Source organism: Arthrobacter mangrovi (genome assembly GCF_026011795.1).
Lineage (GTDB): Bacteria > Actinomycetota > Actinomycetes > Actinomycetales > Micrococcaceae > Crystallibacter > Crystallibacter mangrovi.
On record NZ_BRVS01000033.1, the window covers coordinates 1 to 17,971 of the forward strand.

The window sequence follows — 17,971 nt, forward strand, 5'->3', positions numbered from 1 at the left end:
TACAGGCACAGGTTGCGGGACGCGCCGACCATGAACTCGGCCTTTTCCGGCCCGAACTCCTCGGCCAGTTCCTCGCGGCGCTCGTAGAGCGGGCGGTCCTGCGGGTTGCCCCACCACATCCACAGCAGCAGGTGCCCGTGCTCGAACGAGTAGTAGCCCCCGCCCTGCTTGCCCCAGGTCCCGGCGTCCATCGCCTTCGTCGTATTCGCCGACTCGCCCGCGGTGCGCCGGGCCGTGGTCGCCGCGTAGTTCCAGTGCGTGGCCGAGACGTGGTAGCCGTCCGCGCCGTTCTCGGCCTGGACCTTCCAGTTCCCGTCATAGGTGTAGGTCGAGGACCCGCGCAGGACCTCCAGGCCCTCCGGGGACTGATCGACGATCATGTCGATGATCTTCGTCGCGTCGCCCAGGTGCTCCTCCAGCGGCAGCACGTCGGCCTTCAGCGAGCCGAAGAGGAACCCCCGGTAGGACTCGAAACGGGCGACCTTGGTCAGGTCGTGTGAGCCGTCCTTGTTGAACTGCTCCGGGTAGCCGGCATCGCGGGAGTCCTTGACCTTCAGCAGCTTGCCCTTGTTGTTGAACGTCCAGCCGTGGAACGGGCAGGTGAAGTTGGTCCGGTTGTCCGTCTTGCGCCGGCACAGCATCGCCCCGCGGTGGCTGCACGCGTTGACCAGGCAGTTCAGCTCGCCGTCCTTGGACCGGGAAATGACCACCGGAGTCCGGCCGATATACGTGGTGAAGTAATCCCCGACCTCCGGGATCTGGGACTCATGCGCCAGGTACACCCAGTTGCCCTCGAAAATATGCTTCATCTCCAGCTCGAACAGCTCCTCATCCGTGAAGATCCGCCGCTTCGCCCGATGAACCCCGTTCTCGTGATCCTCGATCAGCGCGTCGTTGAGCTGGGTGCGGACGTGGTCCAAGGTCTCGGTCATTGGTCGCTCCTTTGGCTGGGCCTCATTGCCCCGGTGGCCTCCTGCCGGCCGGAAATTTCCCACGAACCACATTGCCAAGGGTGTGACGCAGGTCGCACTGGGTATTTGCCTAGTCCCGGCCTAGGGGGTCCTGCTCGGTCGGCGGTGGTAAAACCCCTAGTCAGCCGCGCCGGCGGAGCACCAGATAGGAGACCGTCCCGGCGAGGCAGCCCCAGAATGGCGAGACGATTCCCCACGGGGCAATGCCCGACGCCGTCACGGCCAAGGTGATCAGCGCCGCTTCCAGCACGGCCGGGGAAGACCGCTCGGCGGTGAGCGTGTCCAGCAATGCGCCCTGCAGCGCGCCGAGCAGCGCCACGCCCGCAAGCGCCGTGAGCATCGGGCCCGGGACCGCGGCGAAAAGCGAGACGATCGCGGCGGCAAACGTCCCGAAGACCAGGTAGAACAACCCGCAGGCCATCCCGGCGACATAGCGCCGGCGCGGATCTTCGTGGGCCTCCGGCCCGGAGCAGATCCCGGCGGTGATCGCCGCCAGGTTGATCGCGTGCGACCCGAACGGCGCGAACAGCACGGACATCAGCCCCGAGGCGCCGAGCAGCAGCTTGTCGTTGGGCCGGTAGCCGTTGCTGATCATCATCGCCAGCCCCGGCCCGTTCTGGCCGGCCATGGTGACGATCAGCAGCGGTAGCGAGATACCCATGACTGCCTGCAGGCTGAACTCCGGCGCCGTCCACAGCGGCCCGGCCAGCGAAAGGCTCAACTGTGGCGCGGTGAGCTCTCCGCTGGCGGCGCCGATCAGCACACCGGCGGCGAGCGCGACGAAGACGGCGTACCGCGGCAGCCAGCGCTTTCCCGCCAGGTAGGCCAGCACTAGTCCCCCCGCGACCAGGGGCGACTCCAGGACCGCGCCGGCCACGCCGACCACGAAGGGCAGCAGCACCCCGGCCAGCACGGCGGCGAGGATGGGCTTGGGAACCGAGGCCAGCAGCCGCCCGAAGAGACCGGTCACCCCCAGCACGGTCGCCAGCAGCCCGGCGACGATGTAGGCGCCGATTGCCTCCGGGTAGGAGTAGTCGCCCAGCGCCGTCAGCAGCAGCGCCGCTCCCGGCACGGACCAGGCCACCATGACCGGCTGCCGGGTAGCCAGGCTGAGCACGGTACACACCAGGCCGCTGGCGATTGAGACGGCCCAGACCCAGGACGTGGTCTGGCCCGCGGTCAGACCGGCGCTCTTGGCCGCCTCGAGGACCACCAGCAGCGGCCCCGCGTAGGAGACGGCCACGGCCACCAGCCCGGCCAGCACCGCCGGCAGCGAGACGGCCGCGCGCAGCGGTACGGGGACAGAGACGGTGTCGGTTCCGGGAAGCGCCATAATGCTCAGACGCTATCGGCGCCTGCCCGCCCAACCAAGGCCGCAGGCATCCGGGGACACGAACCCGGCATCTTTCCCGGACATTTCGCCTGCTGATTTTGCCGCCGCCGTCCGCCCCGGCGGCCCATGCCGGTCCTGCGTCCCGTGCCACGAGCCGGCTGATGCCCGCGGCAACCAAACGACGGCGGCGCCCGCCTTCCGTTCCCGGGCGCCCCAACAGGCGGGCAAGGAACTTCGGGCGGACACCGCCGTCGTTAGTGGAAACCGCGGCTGGCTGCCGCTAGTTCGCGAAGACGTCTAGTTGGCGAAGACGTCCTGCAGGATGCCCTGCGGGGACCACAGCGCGATGGAGTCGCCCGTGTTGTTCAGGACGTTCGCGTCCCCGCCGTTGTAGTAGGCCTCGGCGGAGTTGGTGCCCGGGCCGGTGTAGACGCGCAGCTCGGCGCCCGGTTCGAGCACGTAGCCCTCGCCGACCGTCAGGATGTTGTTCGCGGCGTCACGGAGGATGTAGCCGCTGGCGTCGACGCTGTGGTCGGCGCTGTTGCGCAGGACCACGTGCTCGCCGGTCTCGGCCTGCACGTCGTCGCCGGCCGGGTTGTTGACGGCGCCTGCGATCTGGATCCCGGTGCTGGCCGGGAACGGCTTGCGGCCGTCCACGTAGCGCATGGTCTGGATCGGGAAATCGCCGGTGACGGCATCCACGCCCAGGTCGATGGCGTGCTGGACGGCTTCCGGCGAGTTGGCGGTGTAGACGCCGATGATGAGGCCGGCGGCCTTGGCGTCCGCGACGTTCTGCTCGGTCAGCGTGCGGTAGTTGGTGCCGACCGAGTCGGCGAAGGTGGCCCAGGATTCCAGCACGGACTCGGCGGGAACGGTGCTGGAGAGCTGCTGCAGCTCGATCTCCGGGGCGATCTCCGCGAACTTCCGGTTGGAGGCTTCGTCGAAGCCGAGCACCTGGATCTTGTCCGCCGCTACCAGCTTCTTCCACTTGGCGTCGGTGCGCAGTTCATCCGCGACCAGCTGCTCCACTCCGGGAGAGTTCTTCGGGGACTTGATCTCGATGTAGACGCCGGTGTTCAGGGTGGCCGCCTCGGCAGCGTCGTCCAGGTGCGGGATGCGCTCCCCCTCGAACTTGTCGCCGAAGTAGGAGCCGGCATCCAGTTGCTGCAGCTCGGCCCAGGTGAAGGACGTGATCGGGTCCTTGGCTCGCTCCGGGAAGACCTCTTCCACGTTGGTGGTGCGGGCCGGAGTGTCATCGTGGAACAGGAACGGCACGCCGTCCTTGCTCAGCTGGACGTCGATCTCGAAGAAGTCGGCGCCGGAAGCACGGCCGTCCTTGAATGCGGCCACGGTGTTCTCCGGGGCGGTGCCGGCCGCACCGCGGTGTCCGATGATGAGCGGCGAGGTTTCCGCGGCGGCTTCCGCCGGGGCTTCGGCCTCCTGCGCGGCGGCGGGCGCCGCGAACAGCGTGAGTCCGACGGCGGCGGCGGCCGCGGAACTGGTCAGGGTCTTGGTCAAGCGGGATGGCATGCTGTTTCGAATCCTTCGTCGTGGTGGCTATTTCCCCCTTCGCGATGGTCACAGCCGAGCCCGTCCGGAAGGCCAATTGCCCGTAAACACAAGGTGAAACGAGTAATGCAGGTGTCCGCTGACGCCCGAAAAAAACTGGATTTTCAGGCTTTTAACAGGTTCTACCCCGGGTTTCTTCAAACTCCATCCCTACATTTGAATTACCTCATCAAGGTGCGAGTGATTGAAACCCCGGTGGCCAGGAGCTTCCCCCATCTCCTGGCCGCCGGGGTTTCCCCTTGTCCGGGATCGGCCAGCATCCGCGCCTTTCGCGGCCCGGAGCAGCGGCGCCCAAGGATTGGCTCCGAACAATTGCTGACCGGTTGTTCCCGGCACGCCGCAAGGCCCCCTGCCGCGGGCAGGAGGCCTTGCTTGATTAGGCGGGTCGGACTAGAAAGTGGACATACTGTTCCAGCCCCTGGAGCCGATGACCTTCCAGGCCAGCCAGCGTCCTTCCCCGTTGCCGGGGTAGAGCCAGAGCTGGCCGTTCTTGTGCCGGGCCAGCACGTCGGCGCTGCCGTCACCGTTGAAATCCCCGGTACTGAAGATCGACGTCATGCTGTTCCAGCCCGTGCCGACCTGCTTCCACTTCAGCCAGCGGCCTTCCCCGTTACCGGGATAGAGCCAGAGCGACCCGTTGTTGTGCCGGGCCAGCACGTCGGCGCTCCCGTCGCCGTCGAAATCACCGGGGCTGAAGATCGACGTCATGGTATTCCAGCCGGTGCCAACCTGGACCTTCTTCAGCCATCCGCCGTCCCCGTTGCCCGGGTAGAGCCACAAGGTCCCGTTCTTGTGCCGGGCCAGCACGTCGGTATCGTTGTCGCCGTCGAAATCGCCGGGGCTGAAGATCGACGTCATGGTATTCCAGCCGGTGCCGACCTGGATGCGCTTCGACAAGCGGCCTTCCCCGTTGCCCGGGTAGAGCCATAGCTTGCCCGCCCCGTCGCGGGCGAGGATATCGGCAGCGTTGTCGCCGTCGAAATCGCCGGGGCTGAAGATCGACGTCATGGCATTCCAGCCGCTGGCGCCCATCCTGGTCTTCGGGAGCAGTCGGCCTTCCCCGTTGCCCGGGTAGAGCCACAGGGCGCCCTTGCTGTCGCGAGCGAGGACATCCACGAAGTTGTCGCCGTTGAAGTCGCGGTTGTCGGAGATCCGGCCCGGAGTGCCGGGGGCTTCGGTACCGGGATCGGTACCGGGATCGGTACCGGGATCGGTACCGGGATCCGTACCGGGATACGTACCGGGATCCGTACCGGGATCCGTACCCGGATCCGTCCCCGGGTCCGTACCGGGATCCGTACCCGCGGCTTCGAATGTCCAGGAGCCGATCTCGCTGACGTTGCCGGCCTGGTCAATCGCTACCGCCCGCAGCGTGCCCGCCTCGGTGACCTCCATGGGGCCGGTGTAGAGGAGGCTTGTGGACGTTGGTTGTGATCCGTCCAAGGTGTAGTAGATCGCGGCGTTCTCGCTGGCGGCCAATGTCACCAGGCTGCCCGCGGCGAGCGCGCCACCTGACGGATCCGCCGTCACGGACGGAGCCGTGTAGTCCAGCGTGTAGGTTTCCGTGACGACGTCCGAGGCCACCCCGTTGAAGGCGAGGAACTTCAGGGTGGTGCTGCCCTCGGCCGAGATGTCGATCGGACCGGTGTACGGTGTGCTCTCCGTCGTCGGATCGGTTCCGTCCGTCGTGTAGAAGATGGGCGTTCCTGCCGGGTCCGCCGTCAGCTCCACGGACTGCGCCGTGGCGAAGGTTCCACCGGCGATGCTGGCCGCCGCTGTCGCAGGTGCCGGAGCCTCGGCGCCGGCCATCCGGCCTTGGACGACGAATTCTTCGGTCTCGCCGACGACGGCCGGGGATTCCAGTTCGGCCCCGGTGCCGTCGGTGAGCTGCTCGATGCGGAAGACATTCGTGTTGAACGGGCTGCCGACGACGGCGTGCGGTGTGGTGCCGTCGCCGAGGTAGCCTTCCGGTGCGCCTTCGGTCCAACGCAGGAACGGACCGATCTTGCTTTCCAGCATGGCGCTGTAATCGCTGCTGCCGCCGTTCAGGGTGCCGAGGTCCTCCGTGTAGTTGAGGTTCCCGGTCTCATCCGCGGTCAGGTCGATCACGCCGTACGGGTGGACGACCCGGAACCTCGCCCCGGGCTCGAAAACATCGTCGCCGCGCAGCCGAATGCGTCCAAAGGCGACTTGGTCGCCATCGCGCACCTGCTCCACCGCGAAGGCCGCCTCCGAAGCCAGGGTCAGCCGGACCTGTTCTCCCGCGACCGTTATTTCCGCGTCAGCAGCCCACCAGAACGCCTCGCCCGGGAAGTTGTCCGGGAAGGATGCCGGCTGGGCAGGGTCGGGCAGGACATCGATAACCGGGCAGAGCGGATCGTCGAGGCAGAGCTCCAGCCGGACAGGGTCCTGGCCCTCCCAACCGTTGTCCTCCAGCCACTCCGGGAACCCATGGTCCCCGAGCGGGCCGACGGCCTTCAGGTTGTGGATGACATACCGGAAGGAACGGGTTTCCCCGGCTTCGCCCGCGCTGCTGACAGCGACTGCGCGCACCGTCGTCGAACTGGCCACCGTGAACGGCTCGCTATAGCGCTTCGTCGTGCCGGTCGGTTCACCTTCTGCGGTGAAAGCCGGGGCAGAGCCATCTACGGTGTAGTAGACGTTCGGAATGTCCCCGTCGGCGCCCGTGCCGGTGAGCGTCACGGTCTGGGGGCCCGCCAGGGGACCTTCGGTCGCCGGCGTTGCATCGATCCACGGCCGAGTGGCGTCCAGGTCGTATTCCTCGGTGTAGATTTCGGTGGTCTCCCCCGTGGCGGGTACGACGGCGAGGTACTTGAGCGTGACCGCGCCCGGCTTATCGAGCGTCACGACGGCGGCGGCATCCTTGTTGCCGGCCTCCGGAACGTACTCGATGCCGTTGACCAGCGCGCCCGTTTCATCCACCTGCGGGTCTGTCCCGTCCGTGGTGTAGACGATCTTGGCCTCCTCCGGGAAGGACGCCTGGATCTTCACGTCAGTGGCAGCGTTATAACGCCCGCCGCGCTTGTCCACTCCCGCTTCCAAGGTGGCGATCTTGCCCTGCACCGTGAAGAGGTCAGTCTCCGCGCTTGCAGCCGTTCCCCCGGCCGTGAAGACACCCTCAACCTTGAAGAAGTTGGTTCCGTTCGGACTGCCGACTACCTTGTGCTCCACGGTCGGATCACCGATAAAGCCCTCCGGAGCCGCCGGCGCGACTGCAGGGTCCCACCGCAGGAACGACGGCCCAATCCGGCCGTCGAGCGGCTCCTCCCAGGTGCAGGGCTGCTGCATGCAGCCGATGTCCTCGGTGAAACGAACCCTTCCGCGATCATCTGCAGTCAGTTCTTCAACACCGTACGGATGGGTGATCCGGTAGGTTTCCCCAGGCACGCCATCTTCGATTCGGATGCGCAGGCGCGCAAAGCCGTTCTGCTGGCCGGCCGCTACTTCGCCTACCCCGGCAAAGGCTGCCTCCTGCGCCAGGATCAGCCGCGCCTCGCCTCCTCCGGGAAGGGCCACCGTGGCGTCTCCGGACCACCAGAAGGACTCCTCCGGGAAGTTTTCCGGGATGGACAGCGGCTGGGTGTTGTCGAAGTCGACGCCGATCACCGGGCAGTCGACGGCGTCCAGGCAGAGTTCCAGCCGCACCGGGTCCAGTCCCTGCGCCGGGTCGCCGGCGTCGCCGTACCAGTACGGATAACCGTTGTTCGGATTGATCGGCCCCACGCCCTCAGGCGCGATGTTGAGCGCGGCCGGAAGCATGCCGCCCAGCGCTGACGGCGCGAGGGCGGGTCCGGCCTGCGCGACGGCAGGCGGCAAAATGCCGAGCCCGGAAACGACGACGGCGCCGGTGGCAACCACAGCCGCCGCCTTCCGCCGGAAATGCCAGTGCACGGCCGGTTTGCCGCGCGTTGAAGGTTGTGACGTCATGAATCCCCCTAGTGCGAGTGTCCCCTTGAAGTGCGGGTGTTCCTCTGGCGGAAGCGGCCGATCGGCCCTGGCTTCCACCACCAGACTGGCTTCACGAGGCTAGGAAATTCTTGCAGGGGCGCGCCGCTGCGCAGGGCACCCGCGTTTCACAGGGTTTTAACAGCCTTTGCGAAGCTGCCGCTCAACCGCCCGCCCTAGGCTGGAACCACCTCTTGAAGAGTGCGAGTGGTCAAAGCACCGGCTGGCAGGAATTCCCCCCAACGTCCTTGCCAGCCGGTGCTTTCTCGTGCCCGGAGGTATTTTCCATGCCCGGGACCTTAGGCTGCCGGAATCTCATACCTACGGTCGATGCGCGGAACCTGCAGGGTTGCTTATGCTCTTCGCAGGGGTGCCGTCGCCGGGAGGGCCGGCAGGACCGGCCTTACCGCCGGATACAGGGGGACGCGTGGAATTCGATCCGATGCTGTGGCTAATGGCCTTGCTCAGTGCCGGGCCGTTCGCCCTGGCCGTCGCGGCAGGAGCCGTCGTCAGCATCTGCCGGAGCAATTTCAACACGGCACGCACGGCGGGATGGATATCGCTGGTGGTCTTCCTCCCGCTCCTCGGCCCGGCCTGCTGGTTCGGCCGCCATCTGCTTCCAGGACTTGCCAACGGATTTTCCCGGTCCTCCGGCTAGCGGCAATTGTTCGCCCGCCGTGACGCCGCCGCAACGACGGCGAAACACCGGGCCGCGATGATGGCTGCATGAAGCGCCGAACCGCACCCTCCGCCCACGCCGAGTTGTTGTGCACCGCCTGCGGCCAGTTTCCCGAGCCGCCCAAGTCCCGCCTGCTGGTAGCGAACCTCGCGGCGGTCCTGCCCATCGAACTGCTCGTCCACGCCGCCGTCCTCAGCGCGGAGCTGCCGTACGTGTGGAAAATCCTGGTCCTCGCCGTCACGACGACGGTGCTGGTCCTGTGGGTCTCCGAGCCGTCTGTCGCCCGCTTGCTGCGCCGCTGGCTCCATGCCGCGGCGCTCAAGCACCGCCGTCGTTATGACGCCGCGCCCGCATTGTGGCGGGCCCGCACCGTCGTAGACGACCGCCCCGGCGCGCTCGAACGCGTCACCCACGCGCTGAGCTGCCTGGACGTCAATATCCTCAGCATCCAGGTGCACCCGGTGGCCGGCGGAGCGCTCGACGAATTCGTGCTCTCGGCTCCGGCGGGGATCACCGAACAGGACCTGCTCGACGCGCTGGAGGCCGGCAGCGGCCGCCGCCCGCGGGTCTGGACCACCACCGCGCTCGCTCTCGCCGACGGCCAGACCAGGGCGCTCGGCCTCGCCGCCAAAGTCGCCGCCGACCCCGACGCGCTGCCGCACGCCACCGCCTCGCTGCTCTCCGCCGTCGTGCTGGACGAGAACGCCGCGCGCAACCTGCCGGTCCTGCCGCGGGACGGCACGGTCCTGAAAATCCCGACGGCGTGGGGCGACCCGCTGCTCATCTCCCGCCCGGACGAGCCGTTCACACCCGCCGAATCAGCCCGCGCGCACCGGCTCGCGGAGCTCGCGGAAACGGTCCAGCTTACCGGGCGGAGCCAGCGGGAGTGACCAGCCCGACGGCCCGGGCGGTCAGCTCGACGGAGCGCAGGCGCTGCTCCACCGTCGGAGCCTGGTGAGCGACGATCAGCTCGTCCGCATCGGCGTGCTTGGCGAAACCCTCGAGGTACTCGCGCACGGCCTCGGGCGTCCCCACGGCCGTGTACTTGACCATCTGCTCCACATGCTGGCCCTGCGGGGACTCGAGTACCATGTCGGCTTCCTCGTCCGTGAACTTCCGGCCGCGGCCGAACAGCAGCCCCACGCGGGCACGCCGGACCACCTGGAACTGCGCCTGCGCGTCCTCGTTTGAGTCGGCGGCAATGGCGTTCACCCCCGCGATGACATAGGGTTCGGCCAGCTGTTCCGAGGGCTGGAACTCGCGGCGGTAGGCGGCCACCGCGTCGTGCAGCGCCGCCGGCGAGAAGTGCGAGGCGAAGGAATAGGGCAGCCCGAGCGCGGCCGCAAGCTTGGCTCCGAACAGCGAGGAGCCCAGGATGTAGAGCGGCACGTTGGTGCCCTTGCCCGGCGTCGCGTCCACCCCGGGGATCCGCGAATTGCCGGTCAGGTAGCCCTGCAGTTCCAGCACGTCCTGCGGGAAGGTCTCGGCGCTCATCGGGTCGCGGCGCATCGCCCGCATGGTCTGCTGGTCGCTGCCCGGCGCGCGGCCTAGGCCAAGGTCGATCCGCCCCGGGTGCAGGGTCTCCAGGGTGCCGAACTGCTCCGCGATGGGCAGCGGCGCATGGTTGGGCAGCATGATGCCGCCGGCACCGAGCCGGATGCTCTTGGTGTGCGCGGCCACGTGCGCAATCAGCACGCTGGTCGCCGAGGAGGCGATGCTCGCCATGTTATGGTGCTCGGCGTACCAGACCCGCCGGTAGCCCAGTTCCTCGGCGAGCCGGGCCAGCCTGACGCTGCCATCCAGGCTCTCCCGCACCGTCTCGTCCTTGCCGATCGTCGCGAGGTCGAGGATGGAGAGGGGAACAGTCATGGCGCGGACCGGCCTTTCGTCGTCGTCGTTGTTGTAGGTGCGGACGCGGGGGCCGCAGACACTCGTGACAACGACGGCGGTGCTCCGGTTATTTCTGCCCGTCCCCGTGGCGCGGCGCACGTGCTGCCTGTCGCCGCTGGCTGCGCCTAGATAGGCAGGCCCGCGCTCGCCTTCAGGTTCTTCATGACGATGGTCGACTGCAGCTTCTCCACAGCCGGCAGGTCCGTGAGCTCCTCGTCGTAGAACCTCTGGTAGGCGGACAGGTCGGGCGCCACGACCTTGAGCTGGTAGTCGATGTCGCCGAAGAGCCGCAGTGCCTCGATGATGTGCGGGTTGGCGCTGACCTTCGCCTCGAAGTCCGCGAGCGTGGCCCGGTCCACCTGGCGCAGGCTGACGAAAACGATCGCTTCGAAGCCCAGACCCAGCGCTCCGGCGTCGAGGTCCGCCCGGTAGCCGCGGATAACACCCTTCGACTCCAGTTCGCGCAGCCGCCGATGGCAGGGAGCCACGGTGAGGCCGATCTTCGCGGCCAGCGCGGTGGCAGTCATTCGCCCGTCCTGCTGGAGTTCACGCAAAATACTTCGATCAATACCATCAACCACGCAAGAATCTTACCCTTCTTCCCGCATGTTGCGCGAAAAGGGCAAGCACTTCCGCGCGCGTTTTCCCTAGGGTTGGACCGTCGCCAAGTTTTAGAGTTCTTAGGAGTTCCGCCGTGGACCAGCAGCTGTACCTGGGCTTCGCCGCCGTCGCCATCACGCTGGCCTGCACCCCGGGAGCGGACTGGGCCTACTCCATCACCGCCGGCCTGAACCAGCGCAGCTTCGCCCCGGCCATCGCCGGACTCTGCAGCGGCTATGTGGTGCTCACGCTGCTGGTGACCGCGGGCGTGGCCGCCCTGATTGCCAGCATCCCCGCGCTGCTGGGCTGGCTGACGGTCGCCGGCGCCGCCTACCTGCTCTGGCTGGGCTTCAGCACCGCACGCTCCTGGCGTGCCGCTGCGTTCTCGAGCATGGAGCAGGCGGGCTCCTCGCGCCTGGGCAGCTTCTTCCGGGGCCTGGGCACCAGCAGCATCAACCCTAAGGGACTGCTCCTGTTCCTCGCGCTCGTCCCCCAGTTCATCAACCCGGCGGCCGGCCTCCCGGCGCCGGTACAGTTGGGCATCCTGGGGCTGTCCTTCGTGCTGATGGTCGCCGTCGTCTACTCCCTGGTGGCGCTGGCGGCCAAGAAGCTCCTGCAGTCCCGGCCTGCCGCCGCCCGTGCCGTCACCCTGGCCAGCGGCCTCATCATGATCGTGCTCGGCGCCGCCCTGCTGTTCGAGCAGGTCGCCCCGCTGATCGCCCGCAGCCCCCTCCTCGCCGCCTCGTAGCCCGGACCCGGAGCTCGGGCCGCTCGGCAGATGAAAGACTGCTGGGAGCACGAAAACCAAGCTAGGGTAACCCTTGCCCGCCGCCACATGGCCGGCCGGGGGCATGAAAGGGCAACGGCATATGGGGTACGTCTTCCTGCTGCTCGCGATCGCCGCCGAAGTCTTCGGCACGAGCCTGCTGAAATCCACGGAAGGATTCAGTCGGCTGGGGCCAACCGTCCTGTGCCTCGCGGCCTATGCCACCTCGTTCGCGCTCCTGGCGCAGGTCGTCAAGAGCGTTCCGGTGGGAGTGGCGTACGCCCTCTGGTCCGGCCTGGGAACGGTGGCCATCGTCGCGATCGGGACGGCGTTCCTGGGCGAACCGATCAGCCTCGTCAAGGTCCTCGGGATCGGCCTGATCGTGTCCGGCGTCGTGGTGCTGAACCTCGGCGGCGCCCACTGACCGGATGGGCAGCCTTCCGCGTTTTTCGGCCAGCCACCTACAGTCCGCCGAGGCCCCGGCGTAGGGTGGGCGCATGCGTATAGCGATCATCGGCGCCACGGGCAATGTAGGGACCGCCATTCTGAGGCGGATCAAGCGGGCAATGGCCGAAGGGCGCGACGGGATCGAGCTCGTGGGCATTTCGCGGCGCCTGCCGGACCAGTCCCGGGAACCGTACGACGGCGTGACCTGGCACAGCATCGATGTCGCCTCGGGTTCGGCGCGCCAAAAGCTCGCCGCGGCCCTGGCCGGGTGCGACGCCGTCATCCATCTGGCCTGGTTGCTGCAGCCGAACCGGGATGAAGACTTCATGCGCCGGGTCAACGTCAACGGCACCGCCAACGCCCTTGCCGCGGCGGCAGACGCGGGAGTAAAGCAGTTCGTCTGTGCCTCGTCGCTGGGCGCGTACAACCCCGGCCCGAAGGACCGCCCGGTGGATGAGAGCTGGCCGGCGCGGGGCATCGCGAGTTCGCATTACAGCCGTTTCAAGGGCGAGCAGGAGGCCCTGCTGGACAGCTTCGAACGCCAGCACCCGGAAATCAAGGTGGCGCGGCTACGGCCCGGCCTCATCTTCCAGGACGACGCCGGCTCCTCGATCGGGCGCTACTTCCTGGGCCGGGCCATTCCCAAGTTCTTCCTCAACAAGGTCCGCCCGCCGCTGCTGCCGTTCCCGCGGGAGTTCGTGTTCCAGGCCGTCCACTCCGACGACATTGCCGATGCGTACTGGCGCGTTGTCGACCAGGGCGCAAGCGGAGCATTCAATATCGCCGCCGATCCGGTCATCACGCCGCCCTTGCTGGGCGGGTTCCTCGGCGCCAAGCGGGTGCTGCACGTACCGGTTGCGCTGGTCCGCGCCTTGGTGGGGGCGGCCTGGTCGCTGCGCCTGGTGGCCATGGACCCCGGCTGGGTGGACATGGCGCGTTCCGCGCCCGTCATGAAAACCACGCGTGCCCGCGAGGAGCTCGGATGGGTTCCCGCGAGGACCTCCCTCGAAGCGCTGCAGGAAGTCATGGACGGCCTGAGCGAAGGCGATGGTGTCGGCGGCTCTCCGGTGCTGTACGGTCGCAGGGACCCGGAGTCCGCGGAACCCGCACCCCGGTAGGAGGGACCGGCATTCGCCTGACGCTGCCGCCGGACGCGACGATTTGCAGCAAGACGCCGGTGTCCCGTCCGAAGACGGGACACCGGCGTCTTACGCTGGCTTCCTCCCCGCGACCCGGGCTACCGGGCGGACCAGCCGCCGTCCATGGTGTAGCTGGCACCGGTCACCATGGCCGCGTCGTCGGACGCCAGCCAGGCCACCAGCGAGGCCACTTCCTCGGGCTCGACCAGCCGCTTGATGGCGCTCTCGGTCAGCATGATTTTGGCCAGCACCTCGCCCTCCGGAATGCCGTGCAGGCGGGCCTGGTCGGCGATCTGCTTCTCCACCAGCGGCGTGCGGACGTAGCCGGGATTGACGCAGTTGCTGGTCACCCCGTGCGGGCCGCCTTCCAGCGCCGTCACCTTGGACAGGCCCTCGAGTCCGTGCTTGGCCGTGACGTAGGCGCTCTTGAAGGCCGAGGCGCGCAGCCCGTGCACCGAGGAGATGTTGATGATCCGCCCGAACTCGTTGGCATACATCTTCGGCAGCGCCGCGCGGACCAGCAGGAACGGGACCTCCAGCATCAGCGTGATGATCCGGCGGAAGTCCTGCGGATCGAACTCCTCGATGGGGCTCACCCGCTGGATGCCGGCGTTGTTCACCAGGATGTCCACGCCGTCCAGCGCCTCGGACAAACGGGCATCCGTGACGGCTTCCGGATCCAGCAAGTCGACCACCCAGGCGGAGCCGCCCAGCTCGGCGGCGGCCGTTTCGGCGCCCTCGCGATCCAGGTCGGCGACGACAACATGGGCTCCACGGGCGGCCAGTGCCTTGGCCGCGGCCAGGCCGATCCCGCCGGCGCCGCCGGTGACCATCGCGCGGCGGCCTTTCAGGGCCTGCTCTTCCCCGCCGGTCACCGGGCCCCCTGCGCGGTGGTGTCGAGTCCGTGCTTGCGGGCGTCTTCAGCGTCCACATCGTGCAGCGACAGGCCCTTGGTCTCGCGCAGCGTGAGGACCGTAGCACCTGTGATGGCGCAGGCGATGAGGACGTAGATGGCGACGGCAACCCAGCTGCCGGTTTCCTTCAGCAGCGCTGTCGCAATGATCGGCGCCAGCGAACCGGCCAGGATCGAGGTCACCTGGTAGCCAAGCGAGACGCCGGAGTAGCGCATCCGGGTCGGGAACATCTCCGCCATGATGGCCGGCTGGCCGGCGTACATCAGGGCGTGGAAGCACAGGCCGATCGTCACGGCCAGGATGATCACCACAGGATTTAGCGTGTCGAACATCGGGAAGGCGAAGAAGGCCCAGGTCGCGGACAGGATGGCCCCGACCAGGTAGACCGGCTTCCGGCCAACCGAATCCGCCAGGCGGCCGACCTGCGGAATGACCAGGAAGTGGACCACGTGGGCGATCAGCAGCGCCAGCAGCAGCTGGCTCGTATCGTACTCGTGCACGGTCTTCAGGTAGACGATCGTGAAGCTGACGATGATGTAGTAGATGATGTTTTCCGCGAACCGCAGGCCCATGGCCTTCAGGACGCCCTTCGGGTACCGCTTCACCACTTCGAACACGCCGTAGCTGACGGACTTCTCGGATTCCACCTGCGCGCGGGCCTCCAGGAAGATCGGCGCCTCGCTGACATGCGTGCGGATGTAGTAGCCGACGATGACGATGACCGCGGACAGCCAGAACGCCACGCGCCAGCCCCAGCTCAGGAACTGGTCGGACGGCAGGATCCAGGACATGCTCAGCAGGACCAGCGTGGCGAGCAGGTTGCCCATCGGCACAGCGGCCTGCGGCCAACTGGACCAGAATGCGCGCTGCTTGTTCGGGCTGTGCTCGGCCACGAGCAGCACCGCGCCGCCCCATTCGCCGCCGACGGCGAAGCCTTGGATGAACCGCAAGGCCACGAGCAGCGCAGGCGCCCAGTAGCCGATCGAGTTGAAGCCGGGGAGGCAGCCCATCAGGAAGGTGGCCACGCCGACCAGGATGATGGTGACCTGCAGCGTATGTTTGCGGCCCAGCTTGTCGCCGATCTGGCCGAACACGATGCCGCCCAGCGGCCGCGCAATGAAGCCGACGGCGTAGGTCAGGAAGGCGGCGATGATGCCGTCCAGCTCGCTGCCGGTATCCGGGAAGAAGAACTGCCCGAAGACCAGCGATGCGGCGGTGGCGTAGAGGAAGAACTCGTACCACTCCACCACCGTGCCGACCATCGAGGCGGCAACAATCTTCTTCAAGCCCGATCGCTCCGTCTGCGCGGCAGCCGCGGGTTGGTTCACGCTCATGCGAGCACTCCTTTGTGTCCTTGACTTGCTGTAAGTTGTGTGACGCGAGACACGCCAATGGCCTCACTCGAGTATCGGTCGAGACCGAGTGTGCAGCAATGACCACTTCCGCAGACTGAGAGTGCAGAATTGCAGATATGGGAACGTCACCAGCGCCCAACCCCGACGACCTGCTGATCCTGCTTGCCGTGGCACGCAGCGGGAGATTCACGACGGCGGCGGAGGGCTTGGGCCTGAACCACACCACTATTTCGCGCAGGATCGCGGCCCTGGAGAAGGTGCTGGGCGGCCGGGTGCTGGCCAGGACGGTGGGCGGCTGGGAGCTGACCGAGCTGGGCCGCCGCGCGGCCGGAGCAGCGGAACACATCGAGACCGCCGTCGCCCGGATCCACGAAGGCGAGGAGGAAACGGACCAGGTTTCCGGCGTCGTCCGGGTCTCCGCGACCGACGGCTTCAGCGGCTACATCATCGCCCCGGCGGTGGCCGGGCTCCGCCGGACGCACCCGAACCTCAGCGTGGAGATCGTCAACGTCACCCGGCGCGCGCTGCAGCACCGGTCAGGGCTGGACATCGAGGTGGTGGTCGGCGAGCCGCAGGTGCACCGGGCGGAAGCCGTCTGCCTCGGCCAGTACATGCTCGGAATGTACGCATCGCGCAGCTACCTCGAGGAGAACGGGACGCCGGCCGACGCCCGCGAGCTCACCCGGCACGGCCTGGTCTACTTTGTCGACTCGATGCTGCAGGTCGACGCGCTCGACGCGCCGCGCCGGCTGGTGCCCTCGATGCAGGACTCGCTCAGCTCCACCAACGTCTTCGTGCACGTCCAGGCCACCCGCGCCGGCGCCGGCATTGGCTTCCTGCCCTGCTTCATGGCGGACCCCCATCCGGACCTGGTCCGGCTGCTGCCCGACGACTTCGCCGAACTGCTGCCCTACTGGATGGTGCTGCGCCCCGACACGCTCCGCCAGCCCGCGGTCGCCGCCGTCGCCAGGGCGCTGCGCACCCAGACCGCCGCCTTCGAACCCGAACTGCTCGGCCGCGGCCGGGGCGCCTGACCCGCCCCGGCCGGGGCCGGCTCCGGCCGCGGCAAAGGTGGGCCTTAGCGGCGGTCGCGGTCCTCGCCGGGTCCGTCGACCGCGGTGATCGATCCGGTCTCGGTGGGCTCGGCGAAGGGCACGGTACTGGGGACCGTCACCGCTCCGCGGACCGGGCCGATCCGCCGCTGCCGCAGCGGGTCCCGCCGCAGGTCGACATAGAGCGCGACGCACAGGCCGATGATGATCAGGACGAACGGGCTGGCGGCAAGGATCGTGAAGGTCTGCAAAGCGCCGAGGCCGCCCACGAAGAGCAGCACGGCCGCCACCGCGCCGGTGAGGATGGCCCACATGAGGACCAGCGGCGTCCACGGCTCCTTGGTGCCCCGCGAGGACAGCGTTCCCAGCACCAGGGAGCCTGCGTCGGCGCCGCTGATGAAGAACACTGCGGTCAGCACCATGACCACCAGGGCTGCGCCGAAGAAGAACGGGTACTGCTGCAGGGCGGCAAAGAAGCCGGCCGCCTCGTTGCCGGTGCCGGCGATGTCCACGCCGCCGAGCTGCAGGTGGATGCCGGCGCCGCCGAAGATGGCGAACCAGATCATGCTGACGGCGGTGGGGACCAGCAGCACGCCGAGCACGAACTCGCGCACGGTGCGGCCGCGGGAAATCCTCGCGATGAACGTGCCCACGAACGGCGTCCAGGAGATCCACCAGGCCCAGTAGAAGATGGTCCAGCTGGCCAGCCACTCGTGTCCGCCGAAGACGCCGGAGTTGAAGCTCATGTCCACGAGGCTGGAGAAGTAGGCGCCGACCGAGGCCGGAATCAGGTCGAGGATGAACACGGTCGGTCCGACGACGAACACGAAGACCACCAGCACGAAGGCCAGCACCATGTTGGTGTTGCTGAGCCACTTGATGCCGCGGGAGACGCCGCTCGCGGCCGAAATCACCACGCCCACGGTCAGCACGCAGATGATGATGATTGGCACCGCCGCGCCCGGATCCTCCTGGAACTGCCCGGTCCGCAGCAGGGCCAGGCCCGCCGCGATCTGGAGGGCGCCCAGGCCCATCGACGTTGCGGAACCGAACTTAGTGCAGATGATCGCCAGGATGTCGATCGGCTTGCCCCAGCCCTTGTCCTCGATCCGTTCGCGGCCGAACAAGGAATGGAACGGCGAGCTCATCAGGTTGCCGCGGCCCATCCGGAACGTCGAGTACGCCAGCGCCAGGCCAACGACGGCGTAGATCGCCCAAGGGTGCAGTCCCCAGTGGAAGAACGTGTAGGCCATGGCGGTGCTGGCCGCCTCCTGGCTGCCGGGCTCGACG

At 67.8% G+C, this 17,971-nt stretch carries 15 protein-coding genes; 6 read left to right on the forward strand and 9 right to left on the reverse strand.

Going from position 1 to position 17,971, the window contains the following annotated elements:
* From AHIS1636_RS19395 to AHIS1636_RS19410, 4 genes are all read right to left on the reverse strand, one after another.
* The coding region (locus AHIS1636_RS19395) for a Rieske 2Fe-2S domain-containing protein (RefSeq protein ID WP_264797506.1) at positions 1–932 on the reverse strand (932 nt) is incomplete at its 3' end.
* Positions 933–1,092: 160 nt separating this feature from the next.
* Positions 1,093–2,304, reverse strand: a complete 1,212-nt coding sequence (locus AHIS1636_RS19400; protein ID WP_264797507.1) for a benzoate/H(+) symporter BenE family transporter — start codon at positions 2,302–2,304, stop codon at positions 1,093–1,095.
* 297 nt (positions 2,305–2,601) lie between these two features.
* Entirely contained in the window at positions 2,602–3,834 is a 1,233-nt protein-coding gene (locus AHIS1636_RS19405; RefSeq protein WP_264797508.1) for a glycerophosphodiester phosphodiesterase family protein, read from the reverse strand.
* A 429-nt stretch (positions 3,835–4,263) separates the two neighbouring features.
* Entirely contained in the window at positions 4,264–7,752 is a 3,489-nt protein-coding gene (locus AHIS1636_RS19410) for a chitobiase/beta-hexosaminidase C-terminal domain-containing protein (protein ID WP_264797509.1), read from the reverse strand.
* A 514-nt stretch (positions 7,753–8,266) separates the two neighbouring features.
* Here AHIS1636_RS19410 and AHIS1636_RS19415 point away from each other — a divergent pair.
* Positions 8,267–8,497, forward strand: a complete 231-nt coding sequence (locus AHIS1636_RS19415) for a PLDc N-terminal domain-containing protein (RefSeq protein ID WP_264797510.1) — start codon at positions 8,267–8,269, stop codon at positions 8,495–8,497.
* 68 nt (positions 8,498–8,565) lie between these two features.
* Entirely contained in the window at positions 8,566–9,408 is an 843-nt protein-coding gene (locus AHIS1636_RS19420; RefSeq protein WP_264797511.1) for an ACT domain-containing protein, read from the forward strand.
* Here AHIS1636_RS19420 and AHIS1636_RS19425 read toward each other — a convergent pair.
* Together AHIS1636_RS19425 and AHIS1636_RS19430 are read right to left on the reverse strand one after the other, a co-directional pair.
* Positions 9,383–10,387, reverse strand: a complete 1,005-nt coding sequence (locus AHIS1636_RS19425; protein WP_264797520.1) for an LLM class flavin-dependent oxidoreductase — start codon at positions 10,385–10,387, stop codon at positions 9,383–9,385. The genes AHIS1636_RS19420 and AHIS1636_RS19425 overlap by 26 nt on opposite strands.
* A 146-nt stretch (positions 10,388–10,533) precedes the next feature.
* On the reverse strand, positions 10,534–10,989 hold the full coding sequence (locus AHIS1636_RS19430; RefSeq protein ID WP_264797512.1) for an Lrp/AsnC family transcriptional regulator: 456 nt from the start codon (positions 10,987–10,989) through the stop codon (positions 10,534–10,536).
* Positions 10,990–11,102: 113 nt separating this feature from the next.
* Here AHIS1636_RS19430 and AHIS1636_RS19435 point away from each other — a divergent pair, with 113 nt between their 5' ends.
* The 3 genes from AHIS1636_RS19435 (at position 11,103) to AHIS1636_RS19445 (ending at position 13,339) form a co-directional block, all read left to right on the forward strand.
* Complete coding sequence (locus AHIS1636_RS19435; RefSeq protein WP_264797513.1) at positions 11,103–11,756, forward strand: LysE family translocator; 654 nt, start codon at positions 11,103–11,105, stop codon at positions 11,754–11,756.
* Positions 11,757–11,877: 121 nt separating this feature from the next.
* Complete coding sequence (locus AHIS1636_RS19440) at positions 11,878–12,198, forward strand: DMT family transporter (RefSeq protein WP_264797514.1); 321 nt, start codon at positions 11,878–11,880, stop codon at positions 12,196–12,198.
* Positions 12,199–12,271: 73 nt separating this feature from the next.
* A complete protein-coding gene (locus tag AHIS1636_RS19445; RefSeq protein ID WP_264797515.1) occupies positions 12,272–13,339 on the forward strand; it encodes an NAD-dependent epimerase/dehydratase family protein in 1,068 nt (355 codons plus the stop codon).
* Between the two features lie 119 nt (positions 13,340–13,458).
* Here the strand turns inward: AHIS1636_RS19445 and AHIS1636_RS19450 are convergent, their stop codons facing one another.
* Positions 13,459–14,235, reverse strand: a complete 777-nt coding sequence (locus AHIS1636_RS19450) for a 3-hydroxybutyrate dehydrogenase (RefSeq protein WP_264797516.1) — start codon at positions 14,233–14,235, stop codon at positions 13,459–13,461.
* Positions 14,232–15,608, reverse strand: coding sequence for an MFS transporter (locus AHIS1636_RS19455; RefSeq protein ID WP_264797517.1), 1,377 nt, complete (start codon positions 15,606–15,608; stop codon positions 14,232–14,234). Before AHIS1636_RS19455 ends, AHIS1636_RS19450 begins: the two co-directional genes overlap by 4 nt.
* Before the next feature lie 137 nt (positions 15,609–15,745).
* Here AHIS1636_RS19455 and AHIS1636_RS19460 point away from each other — a divergent pair, with 137 nt between their 5' ends.
* Positions 15,746–16,663 (forward strand): LysR family transcriptional regulator, encoded by a 918-nt coding sequence (locus AHIS1636_RS19460; RefSeq protein WP_264797518.1) that lies wholly within the window; start codon positions 15,746–15,748, stop codon positions 16,661–16,663.
* A 44-nt stretch (positions 16,664–16,707) separates the two neighbouring features.
* Here the strand turns inward: AHIS1636_RS19460 and AHIS1636_RS19465 are convergent.
* The coding region (locus tag AHIS1636_RS19465) for a BCCT family transporter (RefSeq protein WP_264797519.1) at positions 16,708–17,971 on the reverse strand (1,264 nt) is incomplete at its 5' end.

Excerpts from the sequence above, each read along its gene's own strand:
- AHIS1636_RS19405 (WP_264797508.1), bottom strand. The coding sequence starts at position 3,834 with ATGCCATCCCGCTTGACCAAGACCCTGACCAGTTCCGCGGCCGCCGCC.
- AHIS1636_RS19425 (WP_264797520.1), bottom strand. The coding sequence starts at position 10,387 with ATGACTGTTCCCCTCTCCATCCTCGACCTCGCGACGATCGGCAAGGAC.
- AHIS1636_RS19445 (WP_264797515.1), top strand. The coding sequence starts at position 12,272 with ATGCGTATAGCGATCATCGGCGCCACGGGCAATGTAGGGACCGCCATT.
- AHIS1636_RS19455 (WP_264797517.1), bottom strand. The coding sequence starts at position 15,608 with ATGAGCGTGAACCAACCCGCGGCTGCCGCGCAGACGGAGCGATCGGGC.
- AHIS1636_RS19420 (WP_264797511.1), top strand. The coding sequence starts at position 8,566 with ATGAAGCGCCGAACCGCACCCTCCGCCCACGCCGAGTTGTTGTGCACC.
- AHIS1636_RS19400 (WP_264797507.1), bottom strand. The coding sequence starts at position 2,304 with ATGGCGCTTCCCGGAACCGACACCGTCTCTGTCCCCGTACCGCTGCGC.
- AHIS1636_RS19460 (WP_264797518.1), top strand. The coding sequence starts at position 15,746 with ATGGGAACGTCACCAGCGCCCAACCCCGACGACCTGCTGATCCTGCTT.
- AHIS1636_RS19440 (WP_264797514.1), top strand. The coding sequence starts at position 11,878 with ATGGGGTACGTCTTCCTGCTGCTCGCGATCGCCGCCGAAGTCTTCGGC.